General features: G+C 59.1%; 21 protein-coding genes. 7 read left to right on the top strand and 14 right to left on the bottom strand.

The annotated features are described in order from the left end of the window. Nucleotides 1-4 precede the first annotated feature (4 nt). From AC06DS_RS04565 to AC06DS_RS04550, 4 genes are read right to left on the bottom strand one after another with little or no spacing between them, the layout of a single operon-like run. Nucleotides 5-916, bottom strand: a complete 912-nt coding sequence (locus tag AC06DS_RS04565; RefSeq protein ID WP_434820791.1) for a heme ABC transporter ATP-binding protein — start codon at nt 914-916, stop codon at nt 5-7. Beyond that, nucleotides 913-1,962, bottom strand: a complete 1,050-nt coding sequence (locus AC06DS_RS04560; RefSeq protein WP_034974928.1) for a FecCD family ABC transporter permease — start codon at nt 1,960-1,962, stop codon at nt 913-915. Before AC06DS_RS04560 ends, AC06DS_RS04565 begins: the two co-directional genes overlap by 4 nt. After that, entirely contained in the window at nt 1,946-3,037 is a 1,092-nt protein-coding gene (locus AC06DS_RS04555) for a heme/hemin ABC transporter substrate-binding protein (RefSeq protein WP_035007512.1), read from the bottom strand. The genes AC06DS_RS04560 and AC06DS_RS04555 overlap by 17 nt, the downstream gene beginning before the upstream one ends. 48 nt (nt 3,038-3,085) lie before the next feature. After that, nucleotides 3,086-5,020, bottom strand: coding sequence for an HtaA domain-containing protein (locus AC06DS_RS04550; RefSeq protein WP_080716680.1), 1,935 nt, complete (start codon nt 5,018-5,020; stop codon nt 3,086-3,088). A gap of 210 nt (nt 5,021-5,230) precedes the next feature. Between AC06DS_RS04550 and AC06DS_RS04545 the strand changes: the two genes are divergently transcribed. Next, the gene (locus AC06DS_RS04545; protein ID WP_034969824.1) at nt 5,231-5,818 is read left to right on the top strand and encodes a hypothetical protein; all 588 of its coding nucleotides are present in this window, start codon (nt 5,231-5,233) and stop codon (nt 5,816-5,818) included. On the opposite strand, the gene cysS is transcribed toward AC06DS_RS04545, so the two are convergent. Beyond that, the gene (gene cysS / locus AC06DS_RS04540; RefSeq protein WP_477101126.1) at nt 5,775-7,211 is read right to left on the bottom strand and encodes a cysteine--tRNA ligase; all 1,437 of its coding nucleotides are present in this window, start codon (nt 7,209-7,211) and stop codon (nt 5,775-5,777) included. The two genes, AC06DS_RS04545 and cysS, sit on opposite strands and share 44 nt — an antisense overlap. Before the next feature lie 62 nt (nt 7,212-7,273). Here cysS and AC06DS_RS04535 point away from each other — a divergent pair, with 62 nt between their 5' ends. Continuing rightward, the gene (locus AC06DS_RS04535) at nt 7,274-8,092 is read left to right on the top strand and encodes a fumarylacetoacetate hydrolase family protein (protein ID WP_051873846.1); all 819 of its coding nucleotides are present in this window, start codon (nt 7,274-7,276) and stop codon (nt 8,090-8,092) included. Here the strand turns inward: AC06DS_RS04535 and AC06DS_RS04530 are convergent. The 6 genes from AC06DS_RS04530 to AC06DS_RS04505 form a co-directional block, all read right to left on the bottom strand. Continuing rightward, the gene (locus AC06DS_RS04530; protein ID WP_293791085.1) at nt 8,082-8,675 is read right to left on the bottom strand and encodes a hypothetical protein; all 594 of its coding nucleotides are present in this window, start codon (nt 8,673-8,675) and stop codon (nt 8,082-8,084) included. The genes AC06DS_RS04535 and AC06DS_RS04530 overlap by 11 nt on opposite strands. Next, nucleotides 8,675-9,862 carry an ABC transporter permease gene (locus AC06DS_RS04525; protein WP_477101125.1) on the bottom strand — a complete coding sequence of 396 codons (1,188 nt, stop codon included), beginning with the start codon at nt 9,860-9,862 and terminating at the stop codon, nt 8,675-8,677. Before AC06DS_RS04525 ends, AC06DS_RS04530 begins: the two co-directional genes overlap by 1 nt. Next, nucleotides 9,849-10,451, bottom strand: coding sequence for an ATP-binding cassette domain-containing protein (locus AC06DS_RS04520; protein WP_477101124.1), 603 nt, complete (start codon nt 10,449-10,451; stop codon nt 9,849-9,851). Before AC06DS_RS04520 ends, AC06DS_RS04525 begins: the two co-directional genes overlap by 14 nt. A 207-nt stretch (nt 10,452-10,658) precedes the next feature. Then, nucleotides 10,659-11,150: a 2-C-methyl-D-erythritol 2,4-cyclodiphosphate synthase gene (ispF, locus tag AC06DS_RS04515; protein WP_034965389.1), complete on the bottom strand. Its 492-nt coding sequence runs from the start codon at nt 11,148-11,150 to the stop codon at nt 10,659-10,661. Between the two features lie 53 nt (nt 11,151-11,203). After that, nucleotides 11,204-12,031 carry an IspD/TarI family cytidylyltransferase gene (locus AC06DS_RS04510; protein ID WP_476727848.1) on the bottom strand — a complete coding sequence of 276 codons (828 nt, stop codon included), beginning with the start codon at nt 12,029-12,031 and terminating at the stop codon, nt 11,204-11,206. A gap of 14 nt (nt 12,032-12,045) precedes the next feature. Continuing rightward, nucleotides 12,046-12,636, bottom strand: coding sequence for a CarD family transcriptional regulator (locus tag AC06DS_RS04505; protein WP_293791081.1), 591 nt, complete (start codon nt 12,634-12,636; stop codon nt 12,046-12,048). A gap of 268 nt (nt 12,637-12,904) precedes the next feature. Between AC06DS_RS04505 and AC06DS_RS04500 the strand changes: the two genes are divergently transcribed. Both AC06DS_RS04500 and radA read left to right on the top strand, forming a co-directional pair. Further along, nucleotides 12,905-13,477: a hypothetical protein gene (locus AC06DS_RS04500; RefSeq protein WP_477101123.1), complete on the top strand. Its 573-nt coding sequence runs from the start codon at nt 12,905-12,907 to the stop codon at nt 13,475-13,477. Between the two features lie 92 nt (nt 13,478-13,569). Then, nucleotides 13,570-15,012, top strand: a complete 1,443-nt coding sequence (gene radA, locus AC06DS_RS04495; protein ID WP_476727846.1) for a DNA repair protein RadA — start codon at nt 13,570-13,572, stop codon at nt 15,010-15,012. 4 nt (nt 15,013-15,016) lie between these two features. On the opposite strand, the gene AC06DS_RS04490 is transcribed toward radA, so the two are convergent. Further along, on the bottom strand, nt 15,017-15,721 hold the full coding sequence (locus AC06DS_RS04490) for a hypothetical protein (RefSeq protein WP_293791077.1): 705 nt from the start codon (nt 15,719-15,721) through the stop codon (nt 15,017-15,019). Between the two features lie 92 nt (nt 15,722-15,813). Next, nucleotides 15,814-16,458 carry a carbonic anhydrase gene (locus tag AC06DS_RS04485; protein ID WP_476727845.1) on the bottom strand — a complete coding sequence of 215 codons (645 nt, stop codon included), beginning with the start codon at nt 16,456-16,458 and terminating at the stop codon, nt 15,814-15,816. Nucleotides 16,459-16,494: 36 nt separating this feature from the next. On the opposite strand from AC06DS_RS04485, the gene AC06DS_RS04480 reads away from it, so the two are divergent. The 3 genes from AC06DS_RS04480 (at nt 16,495) to AC06DS_RS04470 (ending at nt 20,485) form a co-directional block, all read left to right on the top strand. Beyond that, a complete protein-coding gene (locus AC06DS_RS04480) occupies nt 16,495-17,496 on the top strand; it encodes an HhH-GPD family protein (RefSeq protein ID WP_477101122.1) in 1,002 nt (333 codons plus the stop codon). 93 nt (nt 17,497-17,589) lie between these two features. Next, nucleotides 17,590-19,041 (top strand): branched-chain amino acid transport system II carrier protein, encoded by a 1,452-nt coding sequence (gene brnQ, locus AC06DS_RS04475; RefSeq protein ID WP_293791074.1) that lies wholly within the window; start codon nt 17,590-17,592, stop codon nt 19,039-19,041. Between the two features lie 67 nt (nt 19,042-19,108). Further along, the gene (locus AC06DS_RS04470; RefSeq protein WP_476727843.1) at nt 19,109-20,485 is read left to right on the top strand and encodes a lipase family protein; all 1,377 of its coding nucleotides are present in this window, start codon (nt 19,109-19,111) and stop codon (nt 20,483-20,485) included. 33 nt (nt 20,486-20,518) lie between these two features. On the opposite strand, the gene AC06DS_RS04465 is transcribed toward AC06DS_RS04470, so the two are convergent. Continuing rightward, nucleotides 20,519-23,173: an ATP-dependent Clp protease ATP-binding subunit gene (locus tag AC06DS_RS04465; protein ID WP_477101121.1), complete on the bottom strand. Its 2,655-nt coding sequence runs from the start codon at nt 23,171-23,173 to the stop codon at nt 20,519-20,521. Nucleotides 23,174-23,474 lie beyond the last annotated feature (301 nt).

The following is a 23,474-nucleotide window of genomic DNA, read 5'->3' as shown; positions in this document are numbered from 1 at the left end:
AGAATTACTCCTGATGAATGGATCCTAGGGACTTAGCCCTAGTGAATGGGAGGGTGGATTGATATGCGGAAAGCAGTTGAGCTACTGCAGCAGGCGGATCCCTTCGCCGCGGACGGACAGAGATGTCATTATCCGCACTGCGGACAACTTCGATGGGCCAGTCATAAACGCTGGAGAGGATCTCGTCGGTATAGACCGAATCAACCGATCCATCGGCGGCAATTCGCCCATTGGATAGACAGACGATGTGATCGCAATACGCCGCAGCTGCATCGAGGTCATGCAACACAATCACCACCGCAGTTCCAACTCTGTGAGCGATCTGCTGCATCAAGCTCAAGACTTGTTCCTGATGACGGATATCCATCGCCGCGGTCGGCTCGTCTAACAACACCACCGGTGTTTGCTGGGCCAATACCCGGGACAATGCAACCCGAGCACGTTCGCCACCGGAAAGAGTGACGATGTCACGAACTGCCAACGTAGTGGAACCGGTGGCGTCCAGAGCAGCGTCAACAATGAGCTCATCCACACTGCTATCGACTGTCCCTCGCCACGGTCGCCGTCCCATCGCCACAACATCTCGAACAAGAAACTCAAACGCGACTTGGACATCCTGAAGCAACACCGCACGGCGCCGCGCCATCGTCCTTGCATCAGCCCGAGAGGGGTCTAATCCGGCGACGGAAACCACACCCTGAGTAGGTTTAATATCCCCAGACAGCGCGGCAAGCAGCGTCGACTTACCAGCACCATTCGGCCCAATGAGCCCTGTGACCTCGCCGGCACGAGCGACAAAACTAATGTCACTGAGCAACCGCTTGGCGCCAACGTCGACGGTAAGGCCAGATACCTCAATGGCCCTATCGCCGATAGCCATACTGTTTGTAGTCGCATCGCTACAGTGAGCACTCATGCATGAATCCCCTTTCGCATCATTCGGCGCAGCAGAACGAAGAAAGTCGGGCCGCCGACAAGGGCAGTGAAGATGCCAATAGGCAAATCTGCGAATTCAATCAATGTGCGGGCAGCCACATCGGCCAGACCAATCAAGACCGCCCCGCCAAGCGCAGAAGCAGGGATGAGGAGATAATTCTCCGGCCCCATGACCGTTCGCAACAGGTGCGGGATAATCAGCCCTACGAAGCCGATGAGCCCGGCAAAGGCAACTGCGCCTGCAGTGAGTACGGTCGCAGCGATGATCGCAATCACTCGCAATTGACTTACATTGATCCCTGTGTGACCAGCGGCTTTCTCACCCAAAGCAAGTACGTCTAGTGCCCCACCCATCCGTAGGGCTACGGCAATTCCAACCATCGTGATCGGCAAAACCACCCAAACGTGCTTCCACTGGGCACCATTTAGGGATCCCATCTGCCAAAAGATGATCTCTTCCCGACTGGCGGTCGGAGCCAAATAGACCATGAAGGAGATAATTGCTCCACACACGGCATTAACCGCGATACCTGTGAGAACCAGATTGATAACCACAACTCGGCCTTGGCTTCGAGCTAGCTGGTAAATCAGGCCAGCGGCAACCAATGCGGAAAGAAAGGCGAAGAATGGAACGGTGAACGTGCCGAAGAAAGCAAGGTTAAAGACGATTGCCAACGCCGCACCAACCCCGGCTCCCGAGGTCACGCCGATAATCGATGGCTCGGCCAGTGGGTTGGCAAACACCGCCTGCATCAATGTTCCAGCCACACCCAAGCATGCACCGACTAGGAACCCCAGCAGGATGCGCGGCAAGCGAATATCCCACACTACGCTGGAGGCCAGACCTGAATGATGGTCTTTCCCCAGCAAGATTGAACCTAAATCCTGCAGTGGCACGTAGTACTGTCCAAGCACGATCGATAGCACCGCAGCAACAAGCATTAGCACCACAAGTGCACCGAAAATCCCTACCCGTCGGCGCGTTCGCGCCCGGAGAAACTCGTTCGTGTTAACCGTGTGGGTCATATAACGCCTTCGCTGTCCGCAAAAGTGTTTGCCCAGTCATAGGACCGAACGCCAGCGATTGACCATCTGGAATCGTGATTACGCGCCGCTTCTGCCCTGCTGTGGTTTGGGCTATGCCGGGGCGTTTGAGCAGACCTTCGATCCCTCCGGTGGATTCCAACCCGCCGGTCATCATGATGAACGCATCTGGGTTTAACCTAGCTAGCGACTCCGCATTGGCTGGTTCGATGTAGGAAAGGTTGTTCTCCGTCCCCACGTCAACCGCACCAACGCCCTCGATCAGGTCTTTGGCTCCGGTCCCTTCGCCCATAATAAAGAACACTCCACCATTTCCACGAGCATAAAGGAATGCCACCCGCATCGGTGTAGAGGGCACCATCTTCTTGATGGTCTCTTTATCCAGATCTATTTCCTCGACTGTGCGATCTGCAAGCTTTTCCGCATCCTCCGGGAGCCCCACGACAGCACCGAGCGTGGTGATGTCCTCGGCCACCGAATCGATCGTGCGGGTCGGTTCCATGACCACGGTGGTCACGCCCGCCTGACGAATCTGATCGATAGCGTCCCGTGGACCGATGGAGTGGTCCACGATGACGATATCCGGCTCCAACGACAACACGGCTTCCACGTTGATGTTGTGCCCACCCTGAGTGACCACTGGCCTGTCGGCCAAGATGTTTTCAGTAGAAGAGACCGTGCGGCCTACAATCCGGTCGGCAAGCCCCAGGCCAGTAAGGGTTTTAGTGTAAGTGCCATACAGGTCTAGAGCCAGAATCCGATCTAGCTTATTAACTTTGACATCGTGGCCGTCTGCGTCGGTCAGCTCCACCGGCAGCTTCGGGGATGGATTCTTGGTCACAGGCTCCACATCCGTGAAGTCCTTGACCTCCGAAACTCCCTCAAAGCTACGGGGGTCCTGCAGATCAGCGGCATTCTTGATGTCGTTTCGCAGAGCAGCATCAGCTTCGGATTCATAGGCGCCCTTAACGCCACACGCAGCGAGGCTGGCCGTGCAGATAAACAACACACAGGTGCGGAACGCTAACCGCACAGTTCGATTAGGAACAATGGACATTAAAACGTGCTTTCTAACTGAACAGTGTTTTGCCACCTAGTAGGCGGATTAAGACGGATTACTTACAACCAGTCGACCGATGCTTCCACCTGCGACGATGACTCCTACGATCAATCCGAGAAGGTAAGAAGTCGGATTCTCATCCTGGCCCTCAGCCGCAACAGGCTTAACCTTGAATTTGCTCGATCCGTTTTCGTACCCAGCCGATGAAGAATCGCCGTCGACGCCATTGCCGAAACCGTCCTTATTGCCGGCGAGCTTCGCGGCGGCAGCATTGTGCGCGGCAGAAGAACCACCGCCCGATCCACCCGCATTCGATCCAGATGCTGAAGTACCGCCCACTGCGTCGCAGTCACCCTGGCCACCTAGCTGGGCGCTGAAAGATATCGGCGCTAGCTGGGTTCCCGGATCGTAGAATTCAGCGAAAGCTACGGAACCATCCTGGGTCAGCGATACACTCGCCTCTCCGCTTACTGAGTTTTCCGAGACATCAAGGGAACTAAAGCTCAGGTCTCCCAGCACTGTGCGCCCGAAGTCTCGTTTCTCGCCTTCCATGTTTGAAGAACGAACATCGGCAACAAGCCTTCCTGTTCCACCGTTGAACTGGATCTCCGGATTAGCAATGTTCAGGTCGAGAATTCCGTTGTGACCGGTGAATTGCATCGCGCCACCATAGGAAATCGTTCCCTGCTGCGAAGATGTATCGACGTTGCCACCGTTGCCGGTGAACTGATACTTGCCACCGCTGTATCCGACCCCGCTCAAATCCCACTTGCCCTTAGCGATAGAGCCGGTGATGTACGACTGGAAGGATTCTTTCAGAGCCCACGATGCCTTGGCGCTTTCGACTGCCTTGACCGACGCGCAGTGCAGATCTCCACCGCCACCAGCTGCTCCGCCTGCAGCGACACCGCCACGGGTTGTTCCGCCTCCGCTGGAGGCCGACCCGCCGCCTGTTCCGCCGTTTCGCGCACCACTGTTTCCGGATCCAAGCGATGCTCCACCAGAGGCCGATCCGCCACCAGAACCGGAGTTGGAGTTGGAGCTCGTTCCGGAGGTGGAGCTAGTTCCGGAGTCGCTTCCGCTAGAAGATCCGTTCTTACCGCGCCCGCGATTGACGAAAGATTCATACTCGTCCAAGAAGGCTTGGGAGTTACCCATGAAAGTGGTCAGGGCGTTCATCGTGTCGTTCGTCTCAGACAGAATTCCCATAGCTTCCTTGTTAAAGCCGGTGAAGTTGCCATCGATCGTGGTCAGCGTGCGCTTTTCGCCCGATCCCGAGCCACTGCCCGAATCTGATCCACAGCTGCCGTCCAAAGCAACTGAGCCACTGGTTGGATCCATCGAGGTTCCCGCCTTGTAAGCGAGAAACAGCCGACTGCCACCTTGAGTAAGCGTCGTAGAACCAGAAAGGTTTACGCTCCCTGAGCCGGGGTTCACCGGGGTAGACAGGTTCACCTTGGCGATGACTTCATCGTCGCCAGTGATTTTGGCTCCCCGTTTGCTCTTATCGACCATGTCCGACTCATAGGAGACATAGTCCACCAGGATCTCGGCGGTTTTTCCTTTTGCGCGTACCTTCCAATCGGAGAGCGTCATATCTAGCAGGTCATCGCCGCCATAGTTGTGACCGTTGAAACGGAGAACTCCGTTTAGCGGAACGGTCACCGTATCGCCGTTTACCTGGGGCTTTTGGGGACTGAACTGGAAGGTGCCATTCGGGCCGGTCTTATCGCCGGTAAAGCCGATACCGTCGCCACCCCATCCGCCTTTAGCGACAGGGCCTTGGATATAGGCACGGTAGCTCTGCTTGATACCCCAATTAAATTCACAGGTTCCCGCCGCTGAGGCAACGGGAGTAGCGACCGTGGTAAATGCTACGGGAGCGAAGGCAAGTACGGAGGTGGCGGCCACGGCCGTGGATGTACGACCGAACGACCGTCGCACCGAGCCTCGACGTGATCCAAACAGTGAAAGGTGCATGCTGATCCTACTCAGAACTGAAACATCAAAAGACTTACGCAGCCTTACCTTCTACCCAGGATTTACCACTAACTTAGGATAGTGTTACCTTAATTAGGTAAGGCTCAACTTAACTGAAAGTATCATGACGTCAGCCTAAGAGACAGAAGCATCTTGTGTTTAGCTTCGTCTCCCACCCCCACCTCTCACCCCCGAGAAAGGACACGAAGGATGACCGCATACACCCCGGCCCCTCTGGCCAACCTCTACCCTGAAGTAGACCCCCACCAGGCAATTCCGCTTTCCGCGACCGAACGCTTTGCCCTAACCGTATCGATCGGCGTGATGGCATACGGCGCAGTAGTCGGCGACTTTATTATCGCCGGAGTCGGGCTGGCACTAGTCGCCATCGCATGCGTCGTATGTTCTCAGAAAACGCAGCGCCGAATCCGCTCCCAAGCCCGCGGCCGCTTCCCCAGCGAGGACTGGGTCGAATACAGAACCGCAAACAGGTTGAATCTGAACCTCTTCCTCCCCCTATGTATCGGCTCCATCGGCGCCCTGATCGTGGCCGGTTTTTGGTACATCCCGCCGGAGCACGCAACACTGGGCGGCATCATCATTGCCATCGTTTCTGCCGCCACCATTTGGTTCTTGCCAGGCCTGAACCCAATGTGGTCGAAAGACGAAGAATACTTCGTACCCGAAGAAATATATGACGACGAGGTCGAGCTTCCAGGATCAGAGTTACAGCCCGACGAGTACGTCTATGGAACTACCCCTTCAGCGACCACTTCGCGCCATCGGCTGTATCCGTAACCTCAATGCCGGCCTCGGCCAGGCGGTCGCGTACCTCGTCGGCGGTGGCCCAGTCCTTGGCCGCGCGGGCTTCGGCGCGGCGCTCCAGCTCAGCCTTGACCAGCACATCCAGGGCACCCATCGCCACGTCGGATCCGCCCGCAGCGGCCTTGGTGGATTCCAACCACGTCTCGCTGAGCGGATCCACACCCAGCACGGCAGCCATCGCACGAACCTGTCCAGCGATCTGCTTAACCTGCTGCTTTGCCTCGTCCGTGGGCTTAGCCTCCAGTAGCTTGTTGCCCTCGCGGACCACGTCGTGGATCACGGCCAGCGACTGCGGCACGGCTAGGTCATCGTCCATCTTCTCCGCGAACCGAGCCGGCACCTCAGCGACCGGCAGCGCCTGTGGATCCACGGCGGTCTCGCCGGTGACGTACTCGATGGCGCGCACCAGGAATTTCTCGATGCGGCGGTAGCCCGCAGCGGCCTCGCCTAGCGCAGCCTCGGAGTACTCCAGCATCGAACGGTAGTGCGCGCTGCCCAGGTAGTAGCGCAGCTCAACCGGACGCACCAGCTTCAGCACATTCGGGATAGAAAGCACGTTGCCCAAAGACTTCGACATCTTCTCGCCAGACATCGTCACCCAGCCGTTATGCATCCAGTAGCGAGCAAAGCCATCGCCCGCTGCAGTCGCCTGTGCGGCCTCGTTCTCGTGGTGCGGGAACTGCAGGTCCAGGCCACCGCAGTGAATGTCGAACTCGCCGCCTAGGTACGTCGTGGCCATCGCAGAGCACTCGATGTGCCAGCCGGGGCGGCCACGCCCCCATGGGGTATCCCAAGCCGGTTCGCCCGGCTTCGCTGCCTTCCACATGGTGAAGTCGCGTGGGTCGCGCTTTCCTGTACCAGCGGATTCACCCTGATCCATCTCATCCAGCTTCTGGCCGGACAGGAAACCGTAGTTATCGATCGTCGCGGGTTGCGCGTACACGTTGCCGTCTGCGGCGTAGCCGTGGCCGTTGTCGATGATGCGCTGCATGTACTCGATCATCTGCGGCACGTGCCCTGTGGCGCGGGGCTCGATGGAAGGTGGGGTGACGCCCAACTGGTCATAAGCCCAGTTAAACGCGCGCTCGTGCGTGGCAGCCCACTCCCACCACGGGCGGTTGTTCTCCGCGGCCTTGGTCAGGATCTTGTCGTCAATGTCGGTGACGTTCCTTACGAAAGCGACGTCCAACCCCTTGGCCTCTAGCCAGTTGCGCAGAATGTCGAAAGCAACTCCGCTACGCACATGTCCGATGTGCGGAATCGACTGCACGGTCGCTCCGCACAGATAGATCGAGGCATGGCCTTCACGGATAGGCTCGAAGTCGCGGAGCTGGCGGGCGGCAGTGTCGTAAATTCGCAAAGTCACACCACACAGTATAGGCATGCGCATCCGGCCTCTTTCCCCTGCGTGTCAGTATCGTGGAAGGCATGCACACTCAAAGCACCACGAGATTCGCCACCATCCGCCTCAACGATCGGGGTGCATGGCGCCCAGTAGCAGTCACCTCTTTCTCCGAGGAAGGTGGCGAGGGCAAGCTCCTAGCCGAATTCCCCTACAAGGCGCAGGTCAGCAACACGGAGCTGGATTCCCTCCCCACCGTTACCTTCACCGCCGACCAGCTGGGGCCAGTCGTGCCGAACCCGGGGAAGATTTTTTGTGTCGGCCTTAACTATCGGGAACACATCGCAGAAATGGGACACCCGATCCCGGACCACCCCACCCTCTTCGTGAAGTACGCCTCCGCCCTGGCGGGTCCGTTCGACGAGGTAGTGGTTCCCCCGGAGCTCTCCGCGCAGGCAGACTACGAGGGCGAGCTCGCCGTCATTATGGGCGAGGCCGGCCAGATCGCGGGCTACGCCGTGATGAATGATTTCTCTCAGCGCGACTGGCAGTACCGCACCCAGCAGTGGCTGCAGGGCAAGAACCTGGACCGCTCCAGCGGATTCGGCCCATGGATGGTTCCCGCCGAACACTTCGATCCGATTGCGGAAGGGGCTGTCTTACGCACCTGGGTCAACGGCGAACTCCGCCAGGAACACAGCGTTGCCGACCTGGTGTTTAAGCCACAGGATCTGGTGGATTACATCAGCAATTTCGCCTCGTTGGCACCTGGTGACGTCATCGTGACGGGCACACCAGAGGGCGTCGGCCATGGCATGACCCCACCGCAGTACCTGGCCGATGGCGACGAGGTGCGCATCGCTATCGACGGCATCGGGGAAATCTGCAACCGCATTAACTGCTGAGCTGAGCCAACCGGGGCTCGGCCTTCTTGATAGCGCTCCGCACTGCCGCGAAAAGTAGCAGGCAGATGGGAAGCGCAATCACAATCACATCGATCCTGGGCGACCAGAACAATGGCAGGTATTTGCTTGGCAACACCGATATGAGCAGGCACTGGGCTGCGGTTAGCAGAAGCAGTCCATAGAAGCTCTTTCGCAGGTCTGCCACCAAGCATGCGCCGAAAATTACCGACAATGCAATAAGCGTGTACTGCAACATGCCTGGGTTGCCCAGGACCGCGACAACGCCGCATTCACCCAAGCAGATCCCAAGGAAAAGCCAGTCGCAGGCTGCCCACGTGCGGCCAATTAGTTCTTCCAGCTGGGAAAGCCGGTTATCCCAGAACATCACCGCAGAGCTAACGATAGCGATGGAGAACACGAAGTTAAACGGAACGACTCCGGACGAACTCCACGAAGCCCAGGGAATGGGAATCGTGGTCGTGCCGAACAGGACGGCGCCCACGAGGGCGAACACCTGAAGTATCGCCGCGTAGGTCGCGGAATGACCGCGCCAATAGATTTGTGCTCGATGCTGGGCAGACACTATCCCTCCCTACACTCGGAGTTCGCCCGATTCAGGATGAATTTCACGTCCACTCCCTCATTCGTGCCATGCACCCCGCGCCATTGTCCGGAAGGCGTCAGGGTCGCTCGTTCCAGTTCTTCTTCCGTCAGATCGGGAAGAGACTCCGCTACGGATACGGGTTCCTGCGGAGTTCCCCAACACGACGGTGCCCCCTTAAGTGCAGGTTCGTTGCTGAGGAGTTCGACCAGGAGCGCGCGCTTTACTTCCTGTAGCTGATTCGAATGGGCGAGCCAGATGTCGCCGTCCCGTTGCGGTTCGGCGTCGATCAGCCTGTAGGTAGTGACGCCCAACGATTCCCACACCTTGCGGTTTGCGTCTACCTGCTCAGGTGGGGTTTCGCGCCAGTAACACACCGCTCCCTCGCAGATCATATGCTCTTGGGGGCGGGGCACCGCGGAACCATAGTTTCCGTCTTGGGCGATTCCGTAGCCTAATCCACAGCTCACGCCGAGTAGAACAATGGCGGCCACGCGAAGTGGCCACGCGGACAGCCCCGGAAGCCAATTTCCATGAAAAGCCGCGGTCAACAGCAACGAGCAAACGCATATAGCCCCCAACACCAGCGCCGAAGCCTTCCACAGAATCGGGTCCACACTCTGTGAGACCTGGCAACAAGAGCCGAACGACTGTCCGAACATTTGTCGCCACGCCACGTTTGAGAGCGACACTGGGTAAGCGACCAGGATATAAGGAAGAAGCAAGCCGACAGCGATCGCCACAATTGCTGGTAGGTACAGCCCTAAAGTTGCCCCCAAGCTCAGCCATGCCACGCCGTGAAGAACAATAAAGACCAACCCCGTTGCAAGGGACTGTGCGGACTCTACGTAGCCGATATCCGCCAGCTGCACTGCGAGGTACGCCAACACCACTGCCACCGCGAGCAATAGCGGAAGCGCCAAGGATCTGAGCCAGACTTTAAAAACATCCTGCACAGAGCCGCGGGACTTAAAAAAGGAACGGAAGCGTGCCATCTCTTTAGCACCGATAAAGCCCAGGATTGGCCCCAGCGAATAGTAGATGGCCAAGCTGTTGGAGACTGCGTTGTCCTGCGTAGGCACCGGGTTGGCGTTGAGTGCAATGCTCAGCAAACCAAGCGCTGCAGCTGCGAGCACCAAAGCAACGTTGATCGCATTAATCCTCGACATGGCCACCGGTCCTGGAAAATGCCTCCGCAAGGTTTCTCACAGTGTCGGAATAGCGATGTGACTCCCCCGGCTCTAGCGAACCGCGCCCAACTCGCAGAAAATCGCTCATTGGCCCCTGGAACTCAACCTTTCCTTCATGCAACACGAGTACATGCTCGAACGGCTTCTCCACTTCCAAGGGCTGATGACTAGAAACCCAAAGGCCAACGCCCGCTTCCGCAATGGATCGATAGAGTCCTTGCAAATCCCGCTTCGCCAGTGGGTCGAGTGCGGCGCTGGGTTCGTCCAGCAGTATGTGCTCCGCGTTAGAGTTCAGGGCTGTTGCTATTTGCACGCGAGCTTGCTGCCCACCGGACAGCTTGCTGCATTGCTTATGTGCGTGTTCCTTCAAACCGACGAATTCAATCCAATAGGCCGCGGTCCTCTTGCTCTCCGCCCAACCGGCACCATTAAGCCAGGCAACGTAGGAAACATAGTCAACAACGCGCGCACCATTGATGTTTTCGAAATGCTGCGGGACGTACACAGCTCGACCCAATTTCGGCACAGCGCCTTTAGACGGTGTTAGCTGACCAGCAAGCAGCTTCATGAGCGTGGTCTTACCTGCACCGTTGACACCCAGTATGACTGTTGGGCTAGTGGGAACCTCAAGCGAGTGGACCTCGACCCCTTCATCAGAGCGCGGGTAGCTAAAAGAAAACGAGTAGCTATTCGACAAGAAAGTTCCAAACCTTTAATGCGCAGGGGTTCTGTTTGATGGAACAAACCTACGAGGGCGCGAAAGGATTGTCAATAACTAGTTCTGCGCCTGCCACACAACCGCCGTCGCCACAGCCGCCACACCCTCACCGCGGCCGGTGAAGCCCATGTGGTCGGTCGTGGTGGCGGAGACAGAGACAGGGGCGCCGATGAGCTCCCCCATCACCTTCTCGGCCTCCTCACGCCGGGTGCCCATTTTCGGGCGGTTCCCCACCATTTGCACCGCCGCGTTGCCGATCACGAAGCCTTTGGATTCCAACAGCTCGCGGCACTCGCGCAGTAGGCGTTCGCCGGAGACGTTGTCGTACTCTTTGCGCCCCACCCCGACGAAACTACCCAGGTCGCCGAGTCCTGCAGCGGAGAGCAGCGCATCCACTACCGCGTGCGCCACCACGTCGCCATCGGAGTGCCCCTCGCAGCCGTCCTGCCCCTCCCACAGCAGGCAAGCCATCCAGCAGTCCTTGCCTGGCTGCACCTGGTGAGCATCCGTCGCAATACCGACGCGGGGAATGATGTGTGGGGTGTTCAATTGCGGTCTGCCTCTCGCCTCTGGTTACGTTCTACTTGTCTGCTGCGGGCTTTCTAACTTTCGCTGCCGTTCAGGATCATCTGCGCCACGCGGTAGTCCTGGGGCGTGGTGATCTTCATAGCCAACGGGTCCGCATCCACCGCCACCACAGGGAAGCCAGCCATCTCCATCAGCGAGGCATCGTCCGTCACCAGCGGCAACGGCGAAGCACCCACCCGATCCACCGCGTGCGCGGAACTGATCTCCGTGGTGCGCAGGTACTGCTCGTTGGCCTCGATCAGCTTCTCCAAGTCGAATACCTGCGGAGTAGCAGCCGCCCGCAGGCTGGCACGGTCGGGGGTTTGCTCCACGACCGTCTGCCCTGCGCGCGGGCCGGAGGTGGGGGCGTCAATAACCTTAATAGTGTCTACCACCGGCAACACCGGGATCGCCCCATACCAGGAACCTTCTGCGACGCCACGGCGCGCGCGGTCGACAACCTCGGCGATCATGGCGGGTGGGGTAAGGCAGCGGGCGGCGTCGTGGACGGCAACGAAGCGCCCGGTGGTGGCCTCGCCCGCGGCGTTGAGCCGCCGTTGGATCGCCACAAGACCCGCGTACACGGAATCGAAACGTTCCCCTCCCCCGAGCTCCACGCTGACGGTCATGGGCGCCCATTCTGCGGCGTTGAGGGGATCGACGACGATGCGCTCGGCGCGGTCGCGCATGTTCTCGCTAACCAGCACGATGGCATGGTCGATGCTTTGGGACGCCGCGAGGCCGTCCAACGATCGTTCCAGCAACGACCGACCGTGGAGCTCTACGAAAGCTTTCGGGGTGTCAAACCCCAGGCGGGTGCCGCTACCGGCAGCGGCGACGAGTGCATAGACGTTCGCTGTCACGGCGTTAGCTCGGCTTAGTCTTCGCCGTCCAGCTCGTCGTCCAGATCGATGGAGCCACCGGACTTGGGATCCTCGTCCACGCCTGCCGCACGGGCAGCAGCGGCGGCCTCACGGTGGCGCTTAATAGCGGCCTGCATGTCAGCCAGCAGCGCATCAGTCTTCTTGTCGTCAACCCCCTCGGCTAGAGCGAGCTCGCCTACGAGGATCTGGCGGGCCTTGGCCAGCATGCGCTTCTCACCTGCAGACAGGCCGCGGTCCTGATCGCGGCGCCACAGGTCGCGCACAACCTCGGCCACCTTGTTCACATCGCCACTGGTCAGGCGCTCCTGGTTGGCCTTGTATCGGCGGGACCAGTTTCCAGCCTCTTCAACATCGGTCTCGCGCAGTACCGAGAAGACCTTGCGCAGGCCTTCCTCGCCCACCACGTCACGCACACCAACCTTTTCGGCGTTTGCCGCCGGCACGCGAACGGACAGGTCGCCTTGGTTAATACGCAGCACCAAGTAGTCGACGGTTTCCCCCTTGAACTCCCGCTGCTCGATGCCCTCGATAACGGCGGCGCCGTGGTGCGGGTAAACGACCGTATCTCCGACTGCGAACTCCATAAGTATTCCTCTAACGTCCTTCCGTAGGGCTATGGCGGGGGTGTGACGGGCACTGGGAAATAAGTGCGCAAATACCCGATAAATTCTACCGCAATTAGCCCCACTACCCGCATTCGGGGCGTACTCATCCGAGCAACTGTGCATTAAGGGGCATTAATTAGCCATTATTGGCTCCTTGGCTAGGTGTCTCGGGGGGCTACAGGCTAGGCTGGTTGCAGACGTTTTTATTCAACTGCTTTAAGACATGCCTCAGATGGAGGAACGCATCGTGAAGACCCTCAAGGCCCAGCCCCTGAAGACGACCTTTGCCCGTGGTGCGCTGGCGCTGGTCGCAGCAGGTTCCGCACTCGCACTGTCCGCGTGCGGCGCAGGTCAGATCACCCAGACTTCCAGCCAGGTGGCCGCCGTCAACGGTGCGCACGGCAACGCTGGCCACGCTGACGTGCAGGACGTTTCCGTGGTGGTTGGCCCGGACAACGCCCTGGCGCTGAAGTTCACCGTAACCAACGAGGATGAGAAGGGTCAGGCCGTCAAGATTGAGTCCGTGAAGGTCGACGGCAAGGAGGTCTCCGGAATCAATAACGCGGAGATCCCGGCTGGCGGCTCCCTGGTTGGCGATGGCAAGTTCGCTATGGAGGATCTGGAGACCAAGGGGCAGGCTCAGCTGAAGTACGCCACCACCTCTATCAAGGGTCTGCAGGACGTTTACGTCGGCGGACACAAGAAGGTCACTTTCAAGATGAATGTTGGCGAGGTAGAGCTGAACGCTCCGGTGAACGGATACGTTCCTGAGTCGGGCAAGCTGCACCGCGACGAGGACGGCAGCCTGACCGATAAGTAGGACGAGCAGAGCGATCAAATAGATCGCTGCATAATCGAACAAACGCCGCTACTGGACATTGGTTGTCCGGGGCGGCGTTTATTGTTGTGAACATGGCAAGTAAGTCGAGCAAAGCAAGCCGCGTTTTCGTATGTACATCCTGCGATCATCAGCTCTCAAAATGGATGGGACGCTGCCCACAGTGCGGGGAGTGGGGCTCGCTAGAGGAACGAGATTCGCGTGCCCTCGGGGCTATGGGGCTCGCCGGCATAGCAGCTGGGTCTGGTGGCAAGGGTGGCGCTGGACGCCGCGGCGGACTCGGGGTCGGGGGTTTGGTTCCAGGAGCAAGTGCCCAGCCGGTAACCAAGGTGGATCCGACGATCGCCAAGCACCGGCCAACGGGTATCGGGGAACTTGACCGTGTGCTGGGCGGTGGCATTGTTCCCGGCAGTGCAGTGCTCTTGGCAGGTGAACCCGGCGTGGGTAAATCCACCCTTTTGTTGGAGGTTGCCGCTGCCTGGGCCAAGAAGGGGCACACGGTACTGATCCTCACAGCGGAGGAATCCGTCGGACAAGTGCGTCACCGTGCAGAGCGCACTGGGGCTTTACACGACAATCTCTATCTTGCCAGTGAAAATGACCTGGAAAACGGACTTGCACAGATAGACGCACTCGCCCCGGAGCTCATCATCGTCGACTCCTTGCAGACAATGCAGGCCACTGGCGTAGAAGGCGTCGCCGGCGGCGTAGCGCAGACCCGTGCCGTCACGAGCACCCTGACCACATTGGCGAAAATGGCCGGTACCCCTGTGATTGCCGTAGGCCATGTAACGAAGGAAGGCACGGTTGCAGGTCCGCGCACCATTGAGCATCTGGTGGACGTCGTGTTGAATTTCGAGGGCGACAAGCACTCCTCCATGCGTTTCCTGCGGGGTATTAAGAACCGCTTCGGAGCTACGGACGAGGTCGGTTGTTTCGAACAGACTGCCCATGGCATCCAGGAGGTCTCCGACCCCAGCGGTTTATTCCTCCATCACCGCACCGAGTCCGTGACCGGTACTGCGGTAACAGTGGTTATGGACGGCCGCAGAGCCATGGTGGGTGAGCTGCAAACCTTGGCGCTCAACAGCGAGTTTAAGAATCCCAAGCGCTATGTCACAGGCATGGATGCCTCGCGAGTGTCGATGGTGCTGGCAGTGCTCTCCGAACGCTGCGGACTAGCTCTGGCGGATAAGGAGGTTTACGCCGCGACGGTTGGTGGCATGAAGATTCTGGAGCCGTCGGCGGATTTGGCTACGGGGCTGGCATTGGCCTCCACGGCAAAACGCACGCCACTACCGTTGGGGCTGGTGGCTCTAGGAGAGGTTGGCTTGGGCGGTGAGGTACGGCGTATTCCGCAGCTCACCCAAAGATTGGCCGAAGCCTATCGCCTTGGTTTCAGCACAGCCCTGGTGCCGAAGAACTGCCACTTCGAGGCACCGGAGGGGATGCAGGTAAAGGAGGTTTCTACCCTCTGCGAGGCAGTTAATTTCTGCCTCGTTGCCCCCGGCGGTTAACGGTCTACTGCAAGTTAAACGAGGCTGGCTCGGACGTGTTGTTGCCAACGTGCGCATACAGCAGATAGCTGCCTGGGCCTACCGGCTGGCGATCCTCACACTTGTTAGGCGCGGACGTAGTGCGAGACCATGCGGCCATCTCGTAGTTCAGAGACTCGCCCGCCTTGACCTTGGTCTCACCAACAACTTCCGGTGCGTTGCAATCGATATCGCCCCACACGCGCTGGTAGTTACCCATGGTGAAGACCTCAAACTTCAGCGGCGCATCATCAAAGTTGATGTCGCAATCAGCATTCGTCGGGTTCTCGATCTTGACGAAGAAATTCGGCTGCTGATCCGCGTTAAACGTCGGCGCGCCTGGACGAGCGGTGACCTTCAAATCAGCCAAAGAGCAAGAATCCTTTTTCTTCTCGTCCTTGTTCTCTTCGGTCGTAGACTCCTCGGTCTTACTTTCGGACGCCTTCGCGTCCTTGGACTCACTGGAATCCGCCCCCTTCGGCGGTTCCGGTGGGCTGGTCATGTCCTGCTGCTCGGACGTCGTGGCAGCCGATTCACTGGTAGCGGCATTTTCGGGTTCCTCACCCCCACTGAACAGGCTGATCAGACCCCAGATCACACCGATCACAACGACCAGAATCACCACCGCCGCAATACGGCGGCGGATATACACTTCGCGTGGCAATGGGCGCCTATTGTCTGCATCAGTCACAAAATCAATGCTAAATGCTAGCTGCCAAAAGGAGGCGGATAGACACAGTGCTCACGCAAATCAGTGCTCGTGCAAATCAGTGCTCATGCAAATCAGTGCACTCGCTGCGCGCCTTCGATGTCCAGCCCATAGCTGACAAGTGGCTCCGCCAGCCCATCCGAAAGCTGGTAGCGCAACCCCACCACAGCGCATCGTCCATCAGCCAAGCGTGCCTGAATTTCCGGAGAACGGTCCACAATGTGATCCGCAATCTCCGCCACATGGTTACGCTCGAAATCCTCACTGCTTTCCATGCCGCGCTTCTTCGCCGACAGCAACGAGGGGGTCACTTTTTCCACCAGCACGCGCTGGAAGCCTGCCGGCATATCGCCACCATGTAATGCCCGAGAGGCCGCGGCAACCGCACCGCATTTTTCGTGACCCAACACAACGACCAGTGGAACCTCCAGGGAATCCACTGCGAATTCCAGTGAAGCCAGCACCGACAGATCGGTGATCTCCCCGGCAGTACGGATCACGAAAACGTCACCGAGACCCTGGTCAAAAAGGATCTCCACCGGCGCTCGCGAATCGGAACACGCCAACACCACAGCCTGCGGCTTCTGTCCAGCCTGCAGCGTAATACGCCGGCTGAGATCCTGGTGCGGGTGGTCGGATTCGCCACGCATAAATCTTTGGTTGCCCTCCCGCAGACTGTCCCAAGCCTGCTGCGGGGTCTTGTGATGGCTCGAAGTCATGCCTCCATTGTGCATCGCGCTACAGTGATTCGTGCAATGAACTCCCCACATACCGACTCGTCTCAACGTTGCCTCCGGCACTCAGAAGGGCTACCCAGCAAACTCAATAACTGGTACGCCCGCCATGCCCGCGACTTGCCGTGGCGCCACCCAAACACAACCCCATGGGCGATCCTGCTCAGCGAAGTGATGAGTCAGCAAACGCCTGTCGCCCGTGTGATTCCTTTGTGGCAGGCCTGGTTGGAACGCTGGCCCACCCCGGCGAATCTAGCGGAGGTACCGAAGGCAGAGGTTCTGAAAATGTGGGCTAACCTGGGATATCCCCGGCGCGCCTTGCGCCTACGCGAGTGCGCTATCGCCTGTGTGGAGCGCCACGGTGGAGAGGTCCCCCGCCGCATCGCCGAGCTGGAGGCCCTGCCCGGCATCGGAAGTTACACCGCACGCGCTGTCGCCGCTTTCGCTTTCGGCCAGGCTGTGCCCGTGGTCGATACGAATGTTCGGCGCGTCTACCGTCGCCTCGTCGATGGACGTTTCTTGCAAGGTCCCGCGAGGGCGCGGGATCTGGCGGATGTGGCATCGTTGCTGCCGTATGTGGATCCGGATCCTCGTTTGGTTGGACGCCAACTCCCCCACTCGCCACACTCTCAGCCTTCCGCCACAGATTCTGTGACCGACGATGCAAACCTGATGTGTGCTGCCCTCATGGAACTAGGCGCCCTGGTCTGCACAGCGAAAAACCCAGCGTGCGACCGCTGCCCTGTCGTCGATGACTGTGCGTGGGTGATTGCGGGCAAGCCCCAGCCCACTGAGGCTGAAGCGACAGCGGCTGCCCGACGGGTGCAGAAGTTTGAGGGAACGGATCGCCAAGTGCGCGGAAAGATTATGGGGCTACTGCGGGAAGCAGGAGAAGGGGGCGTCACTAAACAAGAAATAGACCTCCTATGGCCTGAGCAGGAACAACGAGAACGAGCTTTGCAATCGCTACTCGTCGACGGGCTCATGGATTACAACGAGGGCAAATACCACCTGCCTCACTAGGTGGTGACGGACGGGGCTAGTGCGACTTAGCTTTTGTACACGAATGTGCATTAGAGTGATATACGTTACCCAAATCACATTTAGGAATGTTCTATGTCGACTTCAACAACCTCGACTTCGAAGCGTCCGAAAACGACGGGAACCGTCGTGGCCGTGGGCCTCATGTTGTTCTCCATGTTCTTCGGTGCCGGCAACCTCATCTTCCCTCCGATGCTTGGCGTGGAATCCGGTGAGCACTTCACGCCCGCCATGATTGGCTTCCTCCTCACCGGCGTCTTGATGCCAGTGCTGACGGTTATCGCTATCGCGATTTCCGGAACCGGTGTCCGCGACCTAGCCTCCCGCGCCGGCGCCGTGTTCGGCCTCATTTTCTCCATCGTGGCTTACCTGTCCATCGGCGCACTCTACGCCGTGCCGCGTGCAGCAGCGATCGGCTACGAGCTGGGCATCGAGTCCACCTTTGACCTCACGGGTGGCTGGTGGCGCTTGGCTGGCACATTCGCTTTCTTCCTGGTCTGTTACCTGTTGACGCTGTGGCCTGGCAAGGTTGTGGACACTCTGGGTAAGGCCCTCACCCCAGTACTGCTGATCCTGCTGGCAGTGCTGGCTGTAGTTGGCCTACAGAAGCTGCATGACCCGAGCATTCCTGCGACCGAGGCATATTCCTCTAATCCCCTAGTCAACGGTATTTCTCAGGGCTACTTCACGATGGATTCCATCGGTGCCCTTGCGTTTGCGCTGATCGTTGTGAGCTCTTTTAGCCAAAAGGGCGAAACCGATCACAAGCGAATCGTCAAGCTCTCCGGTATTGCCGCTTTCACCGCAGGATTCTTCCTGATGATGGTCTACCTAGGTCTCGGACTGGTCGGTGCCCGCATGCCCGACAAAGAAACCTACAGCGACGGCGCGGCTATCCTGAGCTCCGCTGCACACCTGACTATGGGCGAAACCGGCGAGATTGTGTTCTCCCTGATCGTGCTGCTGGCCTGCATCACCACCGTCGTTGGTCTGACCGCGGCAACTTCCACATTCTTCCACGAACTGGTTCCGGCGATCAGCTACCGCTGGTGGGCAACGATCCTCACACTTGTTGGTCTGGCGATTGCAAACCTTGGTCTGGAAAAGATTCTGAGCGTCTCCGGCCCTGTGATCGGCCTAATCTACCCGCCGGCGATCGTGCTCATCACCCTGTCCTATGTGCACCTGCTATGCCGTCAGCACAAGCTGGTGTTCTCCTACCGCATTGGTGTGGCCGTGGCTTTCGTGTTCTCTTTCATCGATTTCCTGGCAGCGCTAAACGTGCCGGTCGAGCCGTTGCAAAATGCACTGAGCTGGGTTCCATTGATGGATGCTGGCATGGGTTGGCTGCTACCCACCATCGTCTTCACTGCCATTGGCTTGGCTATCGACTTGAGCCGCAAGGTACCCAACGACGAGGATCAAGAGGTCGACCTTGAGGCACTGGATCCTTTCACCGCCAATGTGGATAACGCGGATGACGAGCAAGTAGACGACGCTACCGAAACCACTAAAAGCACCACTTAACCCCGTTTGGAACATCTAACTAGCGCAACCTAACACTTAGGGCCGTTGAAGCGTTTAGGATTTTTCTATGACGTTTTCTCGCCCCGGTTCCAACCGTTTTCTTAGCTCCCTAAGTTCCCGTTTTCTCTCCGTAACCTGTGCAGCTCTCCTGCCTGTCGCCGGAGTTTCCGCTGCTGCAGCCCCAGCGGTCGCCGCCCCTGCGCCGGGCGGCTTTTATGGTTCTGTCGACGGCTCGCTCTCCAAAGCTGCGGCAACAGGCAGTGGCAAGTCCGCCGTCGGTTCCCTGCCGAACTACGATCCAGACAGCTTCTACTCCTCCCTGCCGCTCCAGGTAAAAGGCAAGCCGGGAGAAATCCTGAAAACTGCCCCGAGCAATTTCGCCTTGGGCATCCCCTTTGTCGACTGGACGAATAGCGAAGCCCAGCGCGTGGCTTATGTTTCCACCAACTCCCGGGGCGAGACGGTTCCTGTGACTGGCACAGTTTTGGTCCCCCGCGCGCCCTACACCGGCGGTGGTGAGCGCCCGTTACTGGTAGTCGCGCCAGGCACCCAGGGCAGCGGTGATGCGTGTGCCCCAGGCAAGCTACTGTCGATGGGTTTGGAATACGAAGCCGCTCCCGTTGCAGCAGCCCTCTCCCGCGGTTGGGCTGTGGCTCTCACTGACTTAAATGGCCTGGGTACACCTGCCCAGCACACATATATGAACCGTGTGGATCAGGGAAATGCCACCCTAGATATGGCTCGCGCGGCGAAGAACCTGCAGCGAGTTCCACAGTCCGCACCGGTTGCCCTGTGGGGCTATTCCCAGGGTGGCGGCTCGTCTGCTGCAGCACTGGAGCTGGCTCCCACCTATGCCCCGGAGATTAACCTGAAGGCCGGCTATGCAGGCGGTGTGCCTGCGGATCTGCATACCACGTCGGTAGCCATCGATAATGGCCCGCTGGCCGCCGCACTCGGATACACCCTCAACGGATTTTTGATCTCCAACCCAGAGATCCGCGGCACCGTCGAAGAGCATATGAATGATAAGGGCAAGGAGTTTGTGCGCCAGACCGCGAGCGAATGCCTTCCCGAATCACTTTTGCGTCACGCGTACACGGACACCCGCACCCTGACGAAGTCCGGCGAGTCACTGACGGAGCTATTGCAGGAGCAGCCATTTAAGAAGCTTGTTGACGCCCAACGCATCGGTAACCGCCCGCCTCAGGTTCCTGTGTACGTCGGCCATGGCACAAACGACGACACGATCCCGGTAGAGCAGAGCCGACGCATGGCACGCCAGTGGGCAAAGGGCGGCACGAAGGTGAACTACGTGGAGCACACCCTCCCCCACACCGTGCCGCTGGGCGATCACATGCTGCCAATGCTAACGAACCTGGTGCCGGCTCTGGACTGGTTGGATAACGTGATCCACGGTCGGCCAGTTCCATTTAACAAGGCCTAGGCCGCTTTTTATGAGGCCTAGGCTGGCTTTTCGTTAGCCTTTCTGATCCCAATCGTCGCCGGATTCGGCGGCGTCAAAATCCTTATCCTCCGGCACACTGCCCTCAGCGGCGACAGACACAGCTTCCTGTGCCTCGTCGGCAACTTCATCCTCGCCAACCTCTGGCAGAGGCTTGGGCTTGGTGCCGAACACGAACTTCGCATCGTCGCCCTTGGATTCGCCGTCCCAGTTCTCGACATCTACGGTGACGATCTCGCCTGCTCCGATCTCGCCGAACAGGATCTTCTCGGACAACTGATCCTCGATCTCACGCTGAATGGTGCGACGCAGCGGACGGGCACCCAGAACCGGGTCGAAGCCGCGCTTGGCCAGCAGGGACTTCGCCTGCTCGGTGAGCTCCAGATCCATATCCTTCTGCTGCAGCGCAGTGCGTACGCGCCCCAGCAGTAGGTCGACCATCTGCACGATCTGCTCGCGGGTCAGCTGGTGGAAGACCACAATGTCATCGATACGGTTCAGGAACTCTGGGCGGAAGTGCTTCTTCAGCTCGTCGTCGACCTTCTGCTTCATCCGCTCGTATTGAGTGTCCTCGTCGGCCTCACCGGAGGAGCTAAAGCCCATGCCCACAGCCTTCGAGATGTCCCTGGTACCCAGGTTGGAGGTGAAGATCAGAACGGTGTTCTTGAAGTCCACCATGCGCCCCTGGCCATCTGTCAGGCGACCATCTTCCAGCACCTGCAGCAGGGTGTTGTAGATCTCGGTGTGTGCCTTTTCAATCTCATCGAAGAGCACCACGGAGAACGGCTTGCGGCGAACCTTCTCGGTCAGCTGGCCACCCTCGTCGTAGCCGACATATCCCGGAGGGGCACCGAACAGGCGGGAGGCCGTGAACTTGTCATGGAACTCGCCCATGTCGATCTGGATCAGTGCGTCGTCGTCACCGAATAGGAACTCGGCCAGAGCCTTCGACAGCTCGGTCTTACCCACACCGGACGGGCCGGCGAAGATGAACGAACCAGACGGACGCTTCGGATCCTTTAGCCCGGCGCGGGTACGGCGGATCGCACGAGAGACAGCCTTGACGGCATCGTCCTGGCCGATGATGCGCTTGTGCAGCTCGTCTTCCATATGCAGCAGACGGGTGGATTCCTCCTCCGTCAGCTTGAAGACAGGGATGCCGGTCCAGGTGCCCATGACCTCGGCGATTTGCTCTTCGCCGACTTCGGCAACCTCGTCCAGTTCGCCTGCACGCCATGCCTTTTCCTTCTCGGCGCGCTCTTCGCCCAGCTTGCGCTCATCATCACGCAAAGCTGCTGCCTTCTCGAAGTCCTGCTCGTCGATAGCCGCTTCCTTCTTACGGCGTACCTCGGCAATCTTGTCGTCGACCTCCTGGATCGACTTCGGGGCAGTCATGCGCTTGATGCGCATACGTGCACCCGCCTCGTCGATCAAGTCCACGGCCTTATCCGGCAGGAACCGGTCGTTGATGTAGCGATCTGCCAGCTGAGCTGCGGCGGTCAGTGCGCCATCGGTGATCGATACACGGTGGTGTGCCTCGTAGCGGTCGCGCAGGCCCTTCAGGATCTTTACGGTCAGCTCGACGGAAGGCTCTGGTACCTGTACCGGCTGGAAGCGGCGCTCCAGGGCAGCGTCCTTCTCGATGTGCTTGCGGTATTCATCCAGGGTGGTCGCGCCGATGGTCTGCAGCTCGCCACGGGCCAGCTTCGGCTTCAGAATGCTGGCTGCGTCGATCGCACCCTCGGCAGCACCCGCGCCGACGAGGGTGTGGATCTCGTCGATAAACAGGATGATGTCGCCGCGCTGGTTGATCTCCTTGAGCACCTTCTTCAGGCGTTCCTCGAAGTCACCGCGGTAGCGGGAACCCGCCACCAGGGAACCCAGATCCAGGGAGTACAGCTGCTTATCCTTCAGCGTCTCCGGCACCTTGCCGTTGACGATGTCCAGCGCCAAGCCTTCAACCACAGCGGTCTTACCCACACCGGGCTCACCGATCAGCACCGGGTTGTTCTTGGTGCGGCGGGACAGAACCTGCATCACGCGCTCGATCTCGTTTTCACGACCAACGACCGGGTCGAGCTTGCCATCCTTGGCTGCCTGGGTGAGGTTGCGGCCAAACTGATCCAGTACGAGGGAGTTGGACTTCTGGCCAGGTCGGCTCGGTGCGCCATCAGCACTGCTGCCAACTCCGGCGGTGGCAGGCTCGCCACCACCGTTGTCCTCGTCGTTCCCCTCGTAACCGCTGAGCAGCTGGATGACCTGCTGGCGCACGCGGGAGAGATCAGCGCCGAGCTTCACCAGCACCTGGGCAGCCACGCCCTCACCCTCGCGGATTAGGCCGAGCAGAATGTGCTCGGTACCGATGTACTTGTGGCCCAGCTGCAGCGCTTCGCGCAGTGCAAGTTCCAGCACCTTCTTGGCGCGCGGAGTGAAAGGAATGTAGCCGCTCGGCGGGTGACCACCGGTGCCGATGATGTCCTTTACTTCGGTGCGCACAGCATCCAGGGAGATCCCCATGGATTCCAAAGCCTTGGCCGCTACACCCTCGCCTTCCTGGATCAGGCCGAGCAGGATGTGCTCAGTGCCGATGTAGTTGTGGTTAAGCGCGCGTGCTTCCTCCTGCGCCAACACAACGACGCGGCGCGCGCGATCCGTGAACCTCTCGAACATGGTGTGCTCCCTTTTTCAAAAGATGTAGCTTGCGTATTCGCCAATGTTGCCCACCTTAGCCGTGAGTGCGGACAACTCATATCGCCTTCCGTACAACTCTGCGCCGTTCCTCCTTTATTCCGACGCCACCCCCACCCCAGATACCCAAGTATCAGCAGGTCAACAGACAATTCTAGCCACACATTTTAGGCTGTACGCCGTCAGCGAACGCACGTCTCGATAAGCGCTTGCGCGGCAGCAACTCAGCCTAATTTGCACCTACCACCCCGCTTCAACACCCGCTTTCTACACGCGCCCCCAC

The sequence above is a fragment of the Corynebacterium sp. TUM25015 genome (assembly GCF_056393505.1).
The sequence above is the reverse complement of the archived record's forward strand: the minus strand, read 5'-3'. Positions and strand labels throughout refer to the sequence as shown.

Excerpts from the sequence above, each read along its gene's own strand:
- brnQ (WP_293791074.1), top strand. The coding sequence starts at position 17,590 with ATGTCGACTTCAACAACCTCGACTTCGAAGCGTCCGAAAACGACGGGA.
- AC06DS_RS04470 (WP_476727843.1), top strand. The coding sequence starts at position 19,109 with ATGACGTTTTCTCGCCCCGGTTCCAACCGTTTTCTTAGCTCCCTAAGT.
- AC06DS_RS04485 (WP_476727845.1), bottom strand. The coding sequence starts at position 16,458 with ATGACTTCGAGCCATCACAAGACCCCGCAGCAGGCTTGGGACAGTCTG.
- AC06DS_RS04505 (WP_293791081.1), bottom strand. The coding sequence starts at position 12,636 with ATGGAGTTCGCAGTCGGAGATACGGTCGTTTACCCGCACCACGGCGCC.
- AC06DS_RS04465 (WP_477101121.1), bottom strand. The coding sequence starts at position 23,173 with ATGTTCGAGAGGTTCACGGATCGCGCGCGCCGCGTCGTTGTGTTGGCG.
- AC06DS_RS04480 (WP_477101122.1), top strand. The coding sequence starts at position 16,495 with ATGAACTCCCCACATACCGACTCGTCTCAACGTTGCCTCCGGCACTCA.
- AC06DS_RS04525 (WP_477101125.1), bottom strand. The coding sequence starts at position 9,862 with ATGTCGAGGATTAATGCGATCAACGTTGCTTTGGTGCTCGCAGCTGCA.
- AC06DS_RS04545 (WP_034969824.1), top strand. The coding sequence starts at position 5,231 with ATGACCGCATACACCCCGGCCCCTCTGGCCAACCTCTACCCTGAAGTA.
- AC06DS_RS04560 (WP_034974928.1), bottom strand. The coding sequence starts at position 1,962 with ATGACCCACACGGTTAACACGAACGAGTTTCTCCGGGCGCGAACGCGC.
- AC06DS_RS04550 (WP_080716680.1), bottom strand. The coding sequence starts at position 5,020 with ATGCACCTTTCACTGTTTGGATCACGTCGAGGCTCGGTGCGACGGTCG.
- AC06DS_RS04520 (WP_477101124.1), bottom strand. The coding sequence starts at position 10,451 with ATGAAGCTGCTTGCTGGTCAGCTAACACCGTCTAAAGGCGCTGTGCCG.
- radA (WP_476727846.1), top strand. The coding sequence starts at position 13,570 with ATGGCAAGTAAGTCGAGCAAAGCAAGCCGCGTTTTCGTATGTACATCC.
- AC06DS_RS04565 (WP_434820791.1), bottom strand. The coding sequence starts at position 916 with ATGAGTGCTCACTGTAGCGATGCGACTACAAACAGTATGGCTATCGGC.
- AC06DS_RS04555 (WP_035007512.1), bottom strand. The coding sequence starts at position 3,037 with ATGTCCATTGTTCCTAATCGAACTGTGCGGTTAGCGTTCCGCACCTGT.
- AC06DS_RS04535 (WP_051873846.1), top strand. The coding sequence starts at position 7,274 with ATGCACACTCAAAGCACCACGAGATTCGCCACCATCCGCCTCAACGAT.